Annotated in this window: 10 protein-coding genes and 2 pseudogenes; 5 read left to right on the top strand and 7 right to left on the bottom strand. The window is 58.2% G+C overall.

Features of this window, described 5'->3' with window-relative positions; all coding sequences use genetic code 11:
- Positions 1-1,007 precede the first annotated feature (1,007 nt).
- The 7 genes and pseudogenes from AB7008_RS10335 to AB7008_RS10305 form a co-directional block, all read right to left on the bottom strand.
- Complete coding sequence (locus tag AB7008_RS10335; protein ID WP_011084854.1) at positions 1,008-1,904, bottom strand: YopT-type cysteine protease domain-containing protein; 897 nt, start codon at positions 1,902-1,904, stop codon at positions 1,008-1,010.
- 610 nt (positions 1,905-2,514) lie between these two features.
- Positions 2,515-2,838, bottom strand: coding sequence for a DUF7694 domain-containing protein (locus AB7008_RS10330; RefSeq protein WP_418224650.1), 324 nt, complete (start codon positions 2,836-2,838; stop codon positions 2,515-2,517).
- 77 nt (positions 2,839-2,915) lie between these two features.
- Positions 2,916-3,077, bottom strand: a complete 162-nt coding sequence (locus AB7008_RS10325; protein ID WP_014497793.1) for a hypothetical protein — start codon at positions 3,075-3,077, stop codon at positions 2,916-2,918.
- Positions 3,078-4,015: 938 nt separating this feature from the next.
- Positions 4,016-5,060 (bottom strand): annotated as a pseudogene (locus tag AB7008_RS10320) (IS110 family transposase).
- An 89-nt stretch (positions 5,061-5,149) separates the two neighbouring features.
- Positions 5,150-6,254 (bottom strand): annotated as a pseudogene (locus tag AB7008_RS10315) (IS3 family transposase).
- A 176-nt stretch (positions 6,255-6,430) separates the two neighbouring features.
- Positions 6,431-7,675, bottom strand: a complete 1,245-nt coding sequence (ltrA, locus tag AB7008_RS10310; RefSeq protein WP_014497798.1) for a group II intron reverse transcriptase/maturase — start codon at positions 7,673-7,675, stop codon at positions 6,431-6,433.
- A gap of 1,507 nt (positions 7,676-9,182) precedes the next feature.
- Positions 9,183-9,416 (bottom strand): hypothetical protein, encoded by a 234-nt coding sequence (locus tag AB7008_RS10305; protein ID WP_014497799.1) that lies wholly within the window; start codon positions 9,414-9,416, stop codon positions 9,183-9,185.
- A gap of 1,196 nt (positions 9,417-10,612) precedes the next feature.
- On the opposite strand from AB7008_RS10305, the gene trpD reads away from it, so the two are divergent.
- The 5 genes from trpD (at position 10,613) to AB7008_RS10280 (ending at position 15,298) form a co-directional block, all read left to right on the top strand.
- A complete protein-coding gene (trpD, locus tag AB7008_RS10300) occupies positions 10,613-11,626 on the top strand; it encodes an anthranilate phosphoribosyltransferase (RefSeq protein WP_014497800.1) in 1,014 nt (337 codons plus the stop codon).
- Between the two features lie 239 nt (positions 11,627-11,865).
- Positions 11,866-12,051: a hypothetical protein gene (locus AB7008_RS10295; protein ID WP_014497801.1), complete on the top strand. Its 186-nt coding sequence runs from the start codon at positions 11,866-11,868 to the stop codon at positions 12,049-12,051.
- 872 nt (positions 12,052-12,923) lie between these two features.
- Positions 12,924-13,184 carry a hypothetical protein gene (locus tag AB7008_RS10290; protein WP_133415003.1) on the top strand — a complete coding sequence of 87 codons (261 nt, stop codon included), beginning with the start codon at positions 12,924-12,926 and terminating at the stop codon, positions 13,182-13,184.
- 140 nt (positions 13,185-13,324) lie between these two features.
- Positions 13,325-13,960 carry a hypothetical protein gene (locus AB7008_RS10285; protein WP_223153701.1) on the top strand — a complete coding sequence of 212 codons (636 nt, stop codon included), beginning with the start codon at positions 13,325-13,327 and terminating at the stop codon, positions 13,958-13,960.
- 27 nt (positions 13,961-13,987) lie between these two features.
- Complete coding sequence (locus tag AB7008_RS10280; protein ID WP_028143989.1) at positions 13,988-15,298, top strand: peptide ligase PGM1-related protein; 1,311 nt, start codon at positions 13,988-13,990, stop codon at positions 15,296-15,298.
- The last annotated feature ends 405 nt before the right edge of the window (positions 15,299-15,703 follow it).

The raw sequence follows: 15,703 nt of genomic DNA, 5'->3' as shown, positions 1-15,703 counted from the left end.
CGATATTTTACGTTGGTCGTCCACTAGGCAGATGGCTGGGTGCTAGGCAGCAGGGCATGAACCCGCGCAGGCGCTCTCGCCGGATGCATGCCGTCGGGTTCGTCAGCTTTTGGACAGCTATTCGGTGTACAATGACTCTTGAAGTTAGCGGCGCGTGGTAGGGACAGCGCTCGCCCCGAGTATGCGTGGGGATTTCGGCGCCGAGTCACGCTCCTGCTAACTTCAACCAGTCGCGCATGCGCGGCAGAGACAGCGTCTGATCCATCCACCCGACCAGCGCCCCCGCTGCTTCCCGCGTAATCGGATCCACGCTACCGGGCGCCGGTCATCCGAATTAGCTAAATACCCCCCATGCGAGCGCTCCGCGCAGGAACTCCTCGTCCAAACTTCGCGATGTCACTCGCACTATTCGGCACTTTAATCCGTGAAAGAGTGCTCCAGCTCGGCGCACAATTCCATTGAGAAGCTTGGAACAACACAGCGCTGCAATATCACTGAGTCAGATCGCGGATGAGGTCCTCACCGAAGCCGTCAATCAAGTCCAGCGACGAGAGAAGGCGGATTGTCGCGGAGCTCGTGGCGAGCGATGACTGGCTTTGAGGCGCCGGTGCGACGGCAAGCCGATGCCCCCGGCAGCAGCTATTTGGTTGGTGAGCTCACTATAAAAGCGGCTGGCGGTGATTCCGAAGCAGATCGGCTCCAGCTAGTGCCGACTCTGTGGATGCTTGGTTGCCGACCGGCCCCCTGAGCGCGATTGGGCGTCGGGTAACGCAACCCTACGAGGAGGTTAGCCTAACGGGCCGCCGGTCCGGCCTGAGAGGAAGCGCAGGCGATTGCTCTGACACGCGATGGCGCGGGGCTCACAAACCTCAGTGACCGGCGAACCTATGTCGCTAAACATTCCCCTCTCTGCACTACTTCCAGAGAACTTCCATCGAGAGCATCGATTGAACATCCACAGAAACCGCGGCGGGTGAAACAAGGCGGGCGATGCGGCTGCCTCGTGTCTACCGATGAGGTTCCGCGCGCGGGAATAGGGCAAGGTCCGTTGCATTGGGATGCCCATACCTGATCCTTTGTGTGACGACCGCCGAAATATCACGTTTGTTCAGGGTGCTATAGCGCTCGGCAAGACTCTTAAACAACCCTCCGACCCGATCTGACGGAACAGTAAATTCGCCATAGTTAGGATCAGAGAGGATCGTCGTTCCATTCGACGTTGCCGTTGCAATCGTGTGGGTGCCGGCGCCAGGTTGGACGAATTTCAAGCTGACCAAATGGACGGATGGATCCTGCGCAAGCTCGTTTACGATCTTGTCGATGCACGAAGATGTACCAAACCTATATCGCGTCTCTTCAGCAGATGGTTCTAGGCCGGCGTCACGCAAGATTGTGCTTTTTGCCTGGAAATTGTGAGACCCTTCCGCCTTATCCTCTTTCAATTGAGTCTTAAGCTTTTCAGACTGTTCCTGCCGTCTTGCCGCCGAGCGGTGATTTTCCGTGCCCGGGAGCAGAACCCCCATTCGGGAGGAAGCGCTGCTTGGGAGATCAAGGAGCCACTCCGCGGCCAATCCAACACAGATTCCACTGACATTGGCTTGGGGCAATTCCGCCGTCCTGTAATCGAACAGAGGACGGACAGGGCTAGTGGCAACGGATAACTCGGAGCTGGAGGACAGAGAGGATGTGCTGAGGCCCGAGGTGTTTGAACTATCATCGATTGCATCTGAGGTATGCGGCTTGCTGAAGCAGAGCCCCATTCTATCGAACAATTCGCCGGGCGCCAGGCTCTCCAGCCGCGCGATTTCGGTGAGTGTTTGGGCACATTCGCTACCGTCTGCGGGCCAACTCGATTCCTCAGCTTGCTCAGTATGTGCGTATTCGCCATCGACTCGATTATACATGCTGGTTCACCGGCTTCTTCCGCGTGCGTCTCCTCAGAGGGCGCGCTGCTCACATCTTGCCTGCGACCGATATCGCGGCAAACTGACGAGGAGCTGGCCACCACACAAGCTTAGGGAAGCTATCGCCGTCATGGCAAATTGGCTGTGCGACAGTCCCAGCTTCCGGGCGCTGCTGCAGGTGTGAGGCGGTGGCCGACCAGCTAGTGACTCTTGCACAGTGAAAGAGGTCGCGCTCGTGTAATTTCAGCTTCAGTCAGGATGATGGCTGCGTCAGACGATGCCTTCACCAAACCAGGCTCGGTCGTGGGCTTGAGATCGATCTCACCCTCATCGTGCCGCGCCGCCCGGCGCCCAAAACTTCGCCTCCAAAGAGCGCGCAATTCGCGTCCCCAGTTCGCCCCGTGATCGGCTATCAGCGAGCGAGATGCTGTTGTTCGCTCTGAGGCTGCTCCTGTTTGACAGCGGCATTTCATCTCAGCCCGCCTTGCACGCCGCAACGGCCGAGCGAGCCTGACATACACCCGCTTGTGACATCTCATCGGGACGCCGAACCGGTGCTTGTGCACCCGCTCGGCCTCACCTTGTGCTCGGATATTGTAAACTCAGTCCGTCATGCTGTCGCGCTCATCCGCGCGAACAACGTTGCCGCATCTGAGGGACTCAATCCAACGACGCCTACGAAGCTCGGAGACGGCATCGGAATGTCTCGATAAATGGGTCTCCACAAATGAAGGCAATATCGGCTGTTATTCACATAACGCGAATGTGGCGGATGCAGTTGCATGACGCACTCTTCTTCATCCCAGAACATGTCTTTGACAAAGCACATCTCCTCCCAGTTTGGACAACGCCGCGGTGTCGAAACAGCGACATGCTCCCACCCAGGACGGACAAATGCACTTATCTTTAGTTCACACCCGCAAGGCCCCTGCACAAAGAAGAGACCGCAAGGGCCTGATCCCGGAGCAGTCGCGAACCGGCCATGCTGCACCCGGCCCGCCTCCAGCTTGTCTACCACCTGCGCTCGCACGCCCGCTCCTTTGCCTCTCGGATAGCCCTGAACTCTACGTAGAGGACGTTGTCGCGCAACAAGTCAACCTCCGCGATTCTCGGCCCAGCTTTCCTGAACCACTCTACAACGCACCATCCGCAAAAGCGGTAGATGTCTATCATCACTCACGCTCCTCTAGTTATGCCTCTGGTGCTCGAATTGCGCTCGGTGCCGCCGGTTGCCTGAGGACGGGCGGCGGCACGATCTGTACGTTGAGTTAGGCGACCCGCCGATCGAATCTTCCCGCTACTTATGTAAGTCCGCCATTGAGCCTCTCCGCGGCGAAGCAGTCTTGATCGGTGCCAGGCATTCACTGCTCATCGCCGGCAGAGCGCACATCACGCTTGAGCATGCGAAGTCGGCGGCTCTTGAGGCCTCATCTCGTCTTCAATGAATTGTCCCTCATCATGCCATGCTCTCCTATTGGCGGCGGAATCCAGACTTCATGATGCTCGCAGTTGCCGCACCAGATAGCTCCGGGCGACATTGCTGCTTCTGCGGGAGTGTACTTGATCCCTTGCGGCCTTCTCGCAAAGGCTGAACAGTCCTAATGCGTCAATTATGTGAAAACCATTCAGTTTTATGGCGTCCAAATCGGCTCGTACATAGCCGCAGACGTCTGGAATGCACTTCTTAGCTGGCACATCCAGCGGACCGCTGCGACCTCGATCGTCAGCTAACGGTCAGGAACAATGATTAACCGATCTCATTGGCTGCCACTGCAAATATCGCTCGATTTATAGGCCTCACTAAGATGCGGCCCTTAACGCGTTGGCTACGTGACCTTGCCCCCACATGTGGAACGGCCCGCGAGGCAAGAGCTTTTTCAGTCGATTTCACACATTGGAACGGTGCGGTCATATGTCCGGCCTTTGCGCGCGGCACAATATGGCCGCTGGCCTCGATGAGATCCGCGGAACGAGGAGCTAAATCAAGTTTACGCGCTTGAGCGCATTGGGGGCAGTAGCTTCACTCGTTTCGGGATTTCGTCCCATGGGTTCATCGCCTGTTGTTGCACCTCGCCCTCTGCCGGCCTGCGCCGGTCAGATCGTTTTGGCGGTCACTGCGTCACCGCGGCAATCGCCAATGGGTCGGGACGCCGATAAATTCCGCCCTTGTTCAGGAGCGCCCAGATGATCCGCGCCGTCTTATTGGCCTGCGCGACGGCGGCAACCTTGAAGGGGCGTCTGGCGAGAAGCGCCTTCAGCCACGGCCGCGCCCGAACGTCGTTTCGGACAAGCCGCAAGACGGCCGTTGCCCCGACAACGAGGATAGAGCGGAGTTCTGGATTTCCCATCTTCGATATTCGTCCCAACCGCTCTTTGCCTCCGCTTGAATGAGGCCGCGGCGTCAATCCCAGCCAGGCGGCAAAGTGGCGAGCCGACTTGAACCCGCCGGGATCCGGCACAAGCGCTTTGATGGTCGCCGCCGTAATGGCGCCGACGCCAGGGATCGTGGTCAACCGACGCATGTCCTCGTCGTGCTTGGCCTCCGCGACGATTGCGCGCTCGAGCCTCTCGATCTGGTCGGCTGAAGCTTCAATCTCGTCGGCAATAGCCATCAGCGCGAAGCGCGCTGCTGCGGGCAGGCGTGCATCTGTCTCATCCCGTATGATTGCGACCAGCGCCTCAACCTTTGCCAGGCCGGCGGTGGCGATGATCCCCAATTCTGCCAGATGCGCGCGCAACGCGTTGACCGATTGCGTTCGCTGCCGCACTAGAAGAGCGCGGGGTCTTCAGCACCATCGCGGCAGCCTGTTGCTCAGCCGTCTTAATCGGCACGAAGCGCATGGTCTTTCGGGTCACCGCTTCGCTGATGGCCTCAGCGTCCGCCGCATCCGTCTTGCCACGCTTGACGAAGGGTTTGACATAAGCCGGCGGAATGAGCCGGACCTCATGACCGAGAGCTGCGATCTCGCGCGCCCAATAGTGGGCGCTACCGCATGCTTCCATCCCCACCAGGCATGCTGGCAGCTTCTCAAAGAAACGCAGAACTTCGCTGCGCCGTAGCTTCCGGTTGAACACGGGTGAGCCCTCGGCATCCGCCCCGTGAACCTGGAAAACGTGCTTGGCCAGATCCAGCCCGATGGTGATAACCTGTTTCACGGAACGGTCCCTCCTTTGTGGCGTTCGAACAACGACCACGTTCTAGCACTTTGATGCTGTTGGAGCGGGCCGTTCCACCACATCAAGTTTTATCCGGTCCTGAGTTCGCCCCGGCTGTTGGATTTGCTCGGTTGGGCGGTGGCAGCGGCGGGAGCTGGCGCGGAGCCATCGGCATAGCGCAGCGCCAGATCCCGTCGCGGGTTGCAGGTGAAGGCAAACTCCGATGGTGTTTTCCATCCGAGTTGCGAGTGAGGTCGCGTATCGTTGTAGTCGGCCCGCCAATGTCCGAGTTCGACGCGGGCCTGGGCCAGCGACGTGAACAGCGTCTCGTTCAACAATTCGTCTCGGAGACAGCCATTGAAGCTTTCGATGAAGGCATTCTGCGTCGGCTTGCGGGGCGCGATGTAATGCCAGTCGACACGGCTCTGGTCGGCCCATGTCAGGATGGCGTTGCTGGTCAATTCGATGCCGTTGTCGCTGACCACCATTTTGGGCTTGCCGCGCTCAATCATCAGCCGGTCCAGCTCCCGCGCCACCCGGGAGCCCGACAGTGAGGTGTCGGCCACCAACGCCAGGCATTCGCGCGTGCACTCGTCGACCACGGTCAGGATGCGGAAGCGGCGGCCATCGGTGAGCTGGTCCGAGACGAAGTCGAGCGACCAGCGGTCATTCGGCGCTATCGGCACCACCATCGGCGCCCTGGTCCCGAGCGCCCGCTTGCGGCCACCACGGCGACGGACCGCGAGCCTCTCTTCCCGGTAGAGCCGGAACAGTTTCTTGTGGTTGACCAGATAGCCCTCCCGCCTGAGCAGAACATGCAGGCGCCGATAGCCGAAGCGACGGCGCACCTCGGCAATCGCTCTCATGCGTTGGCGTAGGGCCGCGTCGTCCGCCCGGGTCGTCCGATATCTGATGGTCATGCGGCAACAGCCGATGGCTTTACACGCCCGCCGTTCGCTCATCCCGTGGGCGTCCACGATCGGCCAAAAGCCGCTTCAGCCGCGTGTTCTCATCCTCCAGCGTCCTCAGCCGCTTGGCCTCCGAGACCTCCATCCCGCCAAACTTGGCTTTCCATTTGTAGATGCTGGCATCGCTGACGCCGTGCTTCCGGCACAGATCGGCAACCGACACGCCAGCTTCGTGCTCCTTCAAAATCCCGATGATCTGCTCTTCCGTAAAGCGGCTGCGCTTCATGCTCTGGTCCTCATATCGGCCAGAGCGAACTTCAATCTGGATTAAGTCCACGGGGCAAGGTCATACGGCATGACGCTCGCGAGGCGCTCACCTTTTGCTGTCGAGTAGGCCGAGGGAGTTTCACCCTCGGCCGCTCACAGATCCGGACGTGATACTCTCGCATCATCCGGCTCCTGTTATCCAACCGTAGCCCGTCCAAGCTTTTGCCAATGGACAAAGAGCTTTGGATTTTGCTTCGCCATCTCGTTGAGTTTCCGCAACGACCGTCCCCGATGGCCCTTCAGTTGCTTGTACTTGCACCGAAGCCACGCGCCGAGGCGCTCATCGAAGTACTCATAGAGCCTACGCAGTTCCGTCGGGTAGAATCGCCCGTAGTATTGATCCCAGCCCCGAAGGACGGGGCTGAGACTACGCGCGATGTCTTCAAGCGGAAGCGGCGAGTGCTGAGGCAAGCGCCATCCTCGAATGCGAGCCCTCATCTCCTTGAGAGAGTTCGGACTCACGCCCGGAAGGAAGCAGGTGAAGATCCTGCCCCACCGGTTCTTCGCCATACGGGGGCGGAAGCTAAAGCCCAGGAAGTCAAAATGGATCTGCGGGTAGGACCGCCGTCGATTGCTGTCAGCGCAGTAGACCACTTTAGTCTTCTCCGGATGCAGCAATAAATGGCAGTCAGCAAACCGTCGTTCCAGCGCCGATTTGAGTTCCTCCGCTTCCTGCCGCGTGCGGCAATGGCAGATGATGTCGTCGGCGTAGCGTTCGAACGGAATGTGGGGATAAGACCCCTTCATCCAAACATCGAACACGTAGTGCAGGAACAAGTTTGCCAGGATTGGACTGACCACACCCCCTTGAGACCTGCCTGTCGTCCTCGCCCGAACCGATCCATCGGGCATCTCGACCGGAGCCTTAAGCCACCGCTCAATGTAGAGCCGGATCCAGTCAGCTTTCGTGTGTCGATAGACCGCGCGCATCAAGAGTTCATGATCGATCGTGTCGAAAAAGCTCTTGATGTCGAGATCTACGACCCAGTCGTGCTGCCAGCACCGCTTACGCGCCTGCTCTATGGCCTGATGGGCCGATTTTCCGGGCCTGTAGCCGTAGGAGTCCGGATCAAATTCTCCATCCAACACCGGCTCCAGACACCGTTTGACCACCATCTGGGCGATACGGTCCGCGACCGTCGGTATGCCAAGAGGACGAATCCCACCGCCGGCCTTAGGAATCTCGACCCGCCGCACTGGTGGCGGGAAGTAACTTCCTGACACCAACCGATTCCACAGCCGGTAGCGGTGGTTCTCAAGATCGCCGGCAAAGTCTTCGAGACTCTGGCCATCGACGCCCGCCGCCTTTCCCTTCTTCACAAGCTTATAGGCTTCCCACACCATCCGCTTGGTGATGGGCAACGGTTTGCCGGAGTTCACCGTGCTCCTCCCGGTCTTCCCGGTTGGCGCAGTGACGCCGGCAGGATAACGCAACCCCTTTGCTCCACGGCCATTACAGCCGCTTCCTCACTATTACGGGTTGCTCCGCCCCTGACGCATTGCGTCAGGTTCCGACGTTCCGTGTTGAAGCCTGTGACGAGATCATGCCGCCTATGCACCGGCTGCCGCGTGGGCCGTAAACAGGCTCCGCCCACACTCCTCCGAGCGCTACTACCCCACGCCCGTCTTGACAGCATCTTGAACCCATTTCGATACGTCATCGGCGGTTCGCTTGCACTCATCTTCTTGTCACTTACCTGACGGTTTCATTCACCGCCTTTTTCCTCATCGCTCACCACCGCGCCTTTTGAACGCGGCAGCATGAGGTGGTTTGAAGCCTGCCCCTGAAGGCCGGCTCCGGGAGGCCAAACTCCCATCTTCAACACAGCATCACCGGCGTCGCCGCCGGTGTTCGTTGCACACGGTAATGCGGGTTTTGTTTCCGACAGGAATGTCGCGACTCCGACGTCGCGCAGCGGCTCCGTTTGACCAACCCATCAAATGAAAGGCGCTGCCGACAGTTCTACCTTCTGGCATGTAGCTTGCTGCGTGGGCCGAACGCGACCTTGCCGTTCCGAAGATACACGAGCAATCAATCGGCCGAGTGGTCGCGACGCAACGAACATCGTTCTCCTACCGCCCTATGAAGAGAGGACTGCTAGCTTATGAGTGATAGGAGGCATGCAAAGCTTGGCATATTTCTGTTGGCCGGCGCTCAGCGCAATGAGACGTACATTCGCGCGTAACAAAGCCCCCAATGATCAAGCATTTCGGCGCCGATCGTCCCTCCTTGCAACCGCAGAGAAGGTGGAACTGGGAGCTCCTCGTCGCACTTCTCATAAATGCGGTGCTTTGGGCTGGAATCTACTTGGTCATCACAGCCTTCTTCTGACAGCCTCCCGTGCATGGCGACCGCGCGAGGCTTCTAGGGCCTATCGCATGCTGCAGCCGCCACGGCTGCGAATAACCTGATGCCGGCGCGCAATTCGCGCTGCGACCTGGATTTAGAGTGCGCTGCTCCGGCGACCGCAACAGGAATTCCGACGCATAACCCAGATGTCTGAAATGAAAGACACTGATATGCCGTTGCGGCCGCGGCTAAGTGCCAAAAATGACCAGTAGCAGCTCGACGTACCGCGCAGGTGGCATCCGGGCTTCCTCGTTAGGCGCAACGGATTGACTGCAAGTGAGAACTGGTACTCCGCATTACCGTTATGTGAAAGCTAGCTTTCGAGAAGCTGACGAAGCAAAGAGACCTGAAGGAACGTTGGGCAAGCGGCCGGCTCCGCCCTCACGTCCTATGGCATAGGACGGCCCGGCCGCCTCGCTCCTCGCTCCCGCAACGCTCGGAGCAGGCGGGATTGACTTGCTTGTTGAGCGATATCAGCCTCGCCCTTGGGTTGGGTATAGTTCAAAAGGCTGAAGCCTTGATTGGCCGTAGCAGCGCTTACAGCTCTTGCTCAGGCCACGTATCGTCCTCATTTTTGCGCATCCGCCACACGAGGGCGCGCTGCGCTAACTTGTCGTATTCGAAGGCAATCTTAAGCAACCTGTCTTTTGCTTTCCCGTCAACGAGCGCTGCCGCCTTCTTTCGCGTTGCTTGCGCGCGGCCTCGCCAGTGATCGGGTTGGTAGAGTTTGCTTTTCGGATTCATGCCGAGAGCATGCAATTCGTAGATCAAACAATTGCGACACCTACGCTCCGTATCATCACGTAGGAGCGACGCTCGTGGCTCGGCTGCCGAAGCGGTCGATCCCTAGTCCACAGCCCCCGACAGCTTTAGACCATCGGTCTTATGAAGAGACTTTGAATCGCATGCATCGTTAGATTGTACGAGTTGGGACAAGTGGGGATCACCACTGAGAGCCAGGGGATTCCTGACATCACGACATTTGCGAATGCTTCAAATATGTACGCTAGCCCAGGACGACGAAATAGAGAGCCTAACACCATCCGGTGCAGGCCTACCCCCGATTCATCGAATGTCATTCCCGGCGGATGACGGGCTCCGTACAATGAGAACCGCAAAGTAGAATAACGAGCTTGCCGACAGCCAGCTAAGCAGATCCGCAGCTTTCCGGTTGGCAGATGATGCGCTCCGCACACAGCAAGAACAAAACGTCACCCCACCCGAATTGAAGGAATGTTATGATTCAGAAACAACGAACTAAGTTGGCTTCGGACCTCGGACTTCGCTACGGCGCCATCGCTCTTGGCCTGGCAATGACAACGGTCATGCTCGCGCCAGCCAACGCGCTTGATCAAGCGCCGACCGCAGAGGAGAAAGAGGCCTGTATGGAAGACGTGTTACGCCTTTGTAGTAGTCACATACCAGATCGCTTTGCTATCACTGTCTGCCTCAGATCCAAGCAAGATCGCCTCAGTCAGCAATGCCGATACGTGATCTCCGGGCGGGACATCGGCAATCAGAGCAGCAGATCGAAGTGAAGGTGCTACGACTTGTCCGCCCGGCTCCTTACCAGAAGTCGTCCCAGCTCACGTGCAGCACATCGCACGAAGGTTAACCGGCGGCCCCCGCCACGGCGGCGCCGGAAGCCAAAAGCCTTGTGACCCTCCTAATATCGCCGGCAAGCAGGCTCGAGACGACGCTATTGTTCTGGTATCAAGCGACTGCAGTCCTCTGACCAGCCGCCGGCGTCCTATCTAGGGCACCATCGAATGGAGAGGGCTTGACCCTCACGTAGCGTCAGGTTGTAGCGTCGCCACAGATGCTCACGTTTCATCTGTCGGCCGCCTGTTGGACAAGTGCGGCATAGCGAGTGCGAATAGACAGGCAGCTGCAACAAGGCACTCGGCTGCAAAGACGTCTGGCTGAACGGTCGCAGCTCAGATTGGACAAGGGACGTGCACAGTTCGATGGAACCGCTCAAGTCGATCATCGCGAAAGTTGCCACGGGCGCCATACTGACGCGCGAGGAGGCTGCGTCAGCGTTCGACAGCATGATGTCGGGTGACGCAACTCCCTCGCAGATCGGTGGCTTGTTGATTGGGATGAGAGTCCGCGGCGAAACAGTCGAAGAAGTCACCGGCGCCGCGTCCGCAATGCGGAATTTAATGCCCAAGGTGGAAATGCAATGCGACCCCATCGATATCACTGGTGCGAGCGACGGGGCGATGCGTCCGCTCAACGTATCGACGTGCGCTTCCTTCATCGTCGCCGGGGCCGGCGTTCCTGTCGCCAAGTATGTTAACCGCGCTGCGACTTTGCGTTCAAGCACCGCAGACGTGTTGGCGAGTCTAGGCGTAAAGGTCGATCTCAAGCCTGATGCGATCGCACGTTGTGTGCACGAAGCCGGCATTGGCTTCATGTTTGCGTCAGCCGGCTATCCTGCGATGCAGCGCATCAGCCAGATCCGAAGCGTGCTTGGAACCCACACAATGTTCAATCTAATCGAGGCTTTGTCTAATCCGGCCGGCGTCAAGCGGCAGATCCTTGGAGTTTTCGCTCGCAAATGGGTGCAGCCATTGGCGTACGTCTTGAAGAACCTGGGTGCCGATTCGGTATGGGTTGTTCATGGCTCGGACGGGCTCGATGAAATATCCCTCGCCGGGACAAGCTTTGTTGCTGCGGTCGAGGCCGGTACAGTCCGCACGTTCGAAGTGACGCCGGAAGAAGCCGGGCTCCCCCGCTACCGCGCCGATGCGCTGGAGAGCTGTGATTGCGAGTCTCATGCCATTGCGTTAGAGAAAGTGCTCGACGGCCTCCCAGGCCCTTTTCGTGATGCCGCACTTTTGAACGCGGCGGCGGCACTGGTGGTGGCCGGTCGTGCCTCGAACCTACAGCAAGGCGTGGCACTTGGCCAAGAATCACTTGATCACGGCGCTGCAGCCGCCCGGCTGACTCGCTTGATTGCGGTTTCAAACGCCTAAAGCTGAGCTGGCTGAGGCTCGACTAATGCGATCAAGAGTGCAGCTTACGTGCGCAAGAATATTGCAGCTGCAAATGCGCGCCACTTCTGCGGAATTTGAGTGAGCGCCGCTGACGAAACAACTCGCGCTGAGCAGGTGTCCGACAGCCACCCCTTTGCCGACTAGAGGCTGTTCTCGGCCCGGTTGCTGAGGTGAGGACCCGCGGCGCAACGTGCGTTACGCGCCAAAGGAGACAATGGATGATGCCCTGGCAGAGGATGGAAACACTGGGAACGATCGCAACAATAGAACACATCATCCGGAAGTTTCGGGAATTGATCGATACAGATAGCTCCATCCCGCCAGAGCTGCGGCGTGCGCTGCACGATACCCTGGATGAGCATCTTTTCGAGGCAAAACGACGTGTTCTGCTGAGAGCGCATTAGGTGCGCCGTTGCCGCCTACATGCCGAGAGACTGGCAGGCCAGCGTGGCGCTTTACGCAAACGCCAAAAACACTTGCCAAGCTTGGCTTCGATATCTCGCCTTCTCAGACTGACCGCCGATGGTGATTCCCGCATACGCCCCCTGAGCAACTCCAAATTTCGCCGGAAGCGAGCGGCGACGTGCGTTGGGTACGCCGCCGACGCGTTCGCTGGATCTCTCCTCAATGGCCCTCATTAACTGGGGCTCGCCCCCCTCACGGCGGCGCTACATGTTCGCGATAGCCCCTTGGGGGACTGCTTGGGCCAGCATTACCTTGGTCACGTTTTCATAGGCCGCAAAAAAGGGGCTTGAATCTGACGTAACGTTAAATCGTACGCTCTCGGGCGTGGCACCTATCGTGTGAGGGACTGCGAATGCCTCAGCTGGTCATATCCGCTGACCGATGGCCGGTCATGCTCCTCATTGTCTATAGTCCCTCGCTCGGGAGGGCTGTGCAGCGAGTTCCGATCGCGGCGCCAGAGCTCGCACGTAGCTCTAAATGGTTCGGCATTTCTGATCCTGACAATATGGCCGCCGGCGGCCACTTCGCCACGGGAGCCGATAAGGTCAGAATTGATCGACGTGGAAGTCTATCGGAAGCGCTTAGGTGGCGCCCGCTTCCTGAAGCTGCTCGTCTCGCGCAGCAACGCACAAAACTCAGTTCGCCGAACCCGCCACCTTCAAGCTCCTTTCCGCACCTGGCAAGGCGTTTCGACCGTGCAAGGTTTGGCAGATGGTGAGCCCGCGCGGGTTTCGACGAGTGGCCCGCGCGGGCGACTCCGCGTGACCAGCGCGGCATCGGAAGAAATTGTTTGGCAGGCTGGAGCAGCAAGTTGAAAGACCGCGATGGCCTTAAGAAGGTCCTGTTAGTTCATCATGTTGAAGGCCAGTGCCGTTGCATCATCGGTTTCAAAGATGGAGATATGAGAGCGGCCTATATGTGCGGCGAGCCTGTATATCAAAAACGCGGCAAGAAGACCTCTTCGTGGTGTGCCGATCATTACCGGAAGATGCACACCGCAGCTGAGCAGAGCGGAGTGATCGATCGATCGGCAGATTTCCCTCGAGCGATATCCATCGTTCGCACCCCATGACAGCCATTAAAAGAAGGCTTCCGCCAAGACCGTGTGAGCACAGCCTGTACAAGCGCCAGCCGAAGCATATGACCGGGGCCTCGTCAGGATTTGGGGGGCCGTTGCGGGTGGCGCAAACAGAATGCGCGGACCTGACACGCATGAATAGCAAGCTGAATTTTTCCACCCCGGCCGAGGGAAGCGCTACCTATACCTTTGACAAGACCGCGATTCATTTCGAACGGAAGCCGTCCAGCTATGTCATCCTCAATCGATACATTGAGCGGATCGCTCGCGCCTTGGAGAGCCAGTTTGGTGCCCTGAGAGGAGCCCGACTCGAGATCCCCAGCCTCGCCGGCGACAATGGACACTGCGAGGCCGATGGATCTATTCCGCTTCACCGCGGCAAAACAACTCTCGATTATTTCAAGCGAGAATATCTTTCCAGCAAGAATAGAGCGAGTGCTTACGGAACATCCAAATGTAGCCGAATGCTGGTCGGTCGAGCCGTTGCTCGATGGGAAGACGCACCCGCCGCTTATGTGACCAAGCGGCGGCGACTGCCGGATCGAGGCGCAAGCGCTGATCGCCCATGTTTGGTCAGAGCCCGTTTATCGGGCTCTGCGAGATCATTTCATACGCGGCCGAGCCATAAATTGAGATCGGCAGATTCGAGGCGGGCCGTTCTCTCCCGCTGCATCGCAGGTGACATCGAGATGGCGCAAATTCTCCCCTCTCCCAGAGCCTTGCCACGGCATGGCAACGACTTCGTGGTTGCCATGACGATCCCATCCTGATCACGACCAGATGTCCGGAGGTCGAGAATGCCGCGAATCCTGATTATGAATGCCGGTACGCCTCAGATGTCGGGCGCCCACCTAACAAAAGCTCAACTTTCGCTGGCCGCCAACTCGGCATTTCGTTCAGCGTGGTTTGCTCAGGAGGGCGACCTGATAGTCTCTCCGGTAGTGATCCCGGCCGATCTGTTATCCTTCATTGGCGGAACGCTCAATTTCCATTCATCGGCTCTTCGCCTGCTTGTACCTGCGAGCCGCCAATCGACAATCCTCGATGATTGTACGTTACTGTCCAAAACTGTTGTCGAGCGGCTCAAAAGACATATTCGCCAGAAATCAGACTGGCAATTGTATCCCTGCTACTCTACTGAAGGCGTCGCACGCTTGGCGGCCATTCTAGGCATACCGAAGACCGGTGACGACTTCGCTTTGCAGCGCGGGCCTGATCTGTTGAATCGCAAGAGCCACTTCCGTCAATTGGCAACAAGCGTTGCACTTCCGCTCCCCCATGGATCAGTCGCGACAGACCCAAATGGACTGTTCAAAGCCGTCACCTCCCTCAAATCCGAGACCGGCACGGTCATTGTAAAGTTGGATAATGGAGCTGGTGGAGTTGGAAACGTCATCCTGACCAGCAATAAGAGCGATCCGCTACCTGGAGCCAGAGATACTCGGTGGGTTTCGTGGCCGTCGTTTGATCCCGAAGCATTGTGGTCTGAGATGACAACAGCCTCGTGTAAGACGCTGGTCGTGGAATCGTACCACTTGGCCCGATCTTTATTCTATCTCGAGTATACAATCCAGGATGATGCATCAATCGCTTTTGTCAATAGTGGAAGCATACGTCTGCGTAAAAGCGCAGACCGATCCGAAAGAGCTCTGATCCGGACGGGACTTGAGCTTCCAAGCGACTTGGAGGAAGAGCAATTGTTAGCTGCCCAGGCCCATGCCTACCGTTTTGTGGCACTCGCGCGAGACCTGGGGTATCGCGGAATGATCAACATCGACGCCATTTTCGCACAAGACGGGCGGTTGCTGTTCAATGAAGCGAACGGCCGCTGGGGTGGCGGCTCGGTGTTACACAACATTGCCGTCCGGCTGCTAGGCGTCGACTATTTCGGCTGTAACGTTATTTTATCTGTGAGAAATGTGCGATCAGCATCCTTCCGGGCGGCGCATGATCGTCTCGTCAAGGATGGACTTATATTCGACCACACACGTAAGGAGGGCGTGATCCCGCTTGCTGCCGATGAAAAGGCTGGCACTGTGGAGTGCGTTGTGATTGCGCCGAACAGGCCCGCGGCCCACGATCAGCAACACCGACTATTGAAGTCGTAGCAAACATCGTCAGCCGCTCAATTCATCGCTTCGAAGCCTGGGATACACCATCGCGCACCGGGAACGCGCGCCTCCCTTCCTTCACGTGGCGACGAAGGTGCCCCAATCACCGAGCAAGCTTTGGTCGGACGATGAATGGTGGCCCTATGAGAGTGCTCTTGTTCGTCCCGGACGAGACCAGCGGTGCGCCGAAGCTTGTACAGCGACGAGCGTCATGGCGTAAGGCTGCCAGCGCAGTTGCCGACCCCAAAAGCTAATCGCATTGCACGTCCTGCTTGGCCGATTTGCGACGCCTACGTTGAAACTCGACAATACGATGGGCGATTGCACTCGCTGGCTTGGGTTTATGCGAGTTTCACTATGAAATAAGCGGCCCCAAAAGACCGCACTTTGCCGGCACGTAAA

Source organism: Bradyrhizobium sp. 521_C7_N1_3 (genome assembly GCF_052075975.1).
In the GTDB taxonomy this organism is placed as follows: Bacteria; Pseudomonadota; Alphaproteobacteria; order Rhizobiales; family Xanthobacteraceae; genus Bradyrhizobium; species Bradyrhizobium japonicum.
The sequence above is the reverse complement of the archived record's forward strand: the minus strand, read 5'-3'. Positions and strand labels throughout refer to the sequence as shown.

Coding starts and splice junctions, on each gene's coding strand:
- AB7008_RS10335 (WP_011084854.1), bottom strand. CDS start 1,904: ATGTATAATCGAGTCGATGGCGAATACGCACATACTGAGCAAGCTGAG.
- AB7008_RS10325 (WP_014497793.1), bottom strand. CDS start 3,077: ATGATAGACATCTACCGCTTTTGCGGATGGTGCGTTGTAGAGTGGTTC.
- trpD (WP_014497800.1), top strand. CDS start 10,613: ATGGAACCGCTCAAGTCGATCATCGCGAAAGTTGCCACGGGCGCCATA.
- AB7008_RS10295 (WP_014497801.1), top strand. CDS start 11,866: ATGATGCCCTGGCAGAGGATGGAAACACTGGGAACGATCGCAACAATA.
- AB7008_RS10285 (WP_223153701.1), top strand. CDS start 13,325: ATGAATAGCAAGCTGAATTTTTCCACCCCGGCCGAGGGAAGCGCTACC.
- AB7008_RS10280 (WP_028143989.1), top strand. CDS start 13,988: ATGCCGCGAATCCTGATTATGAATGCCGGTACGCCTCAGATGTCGGGC.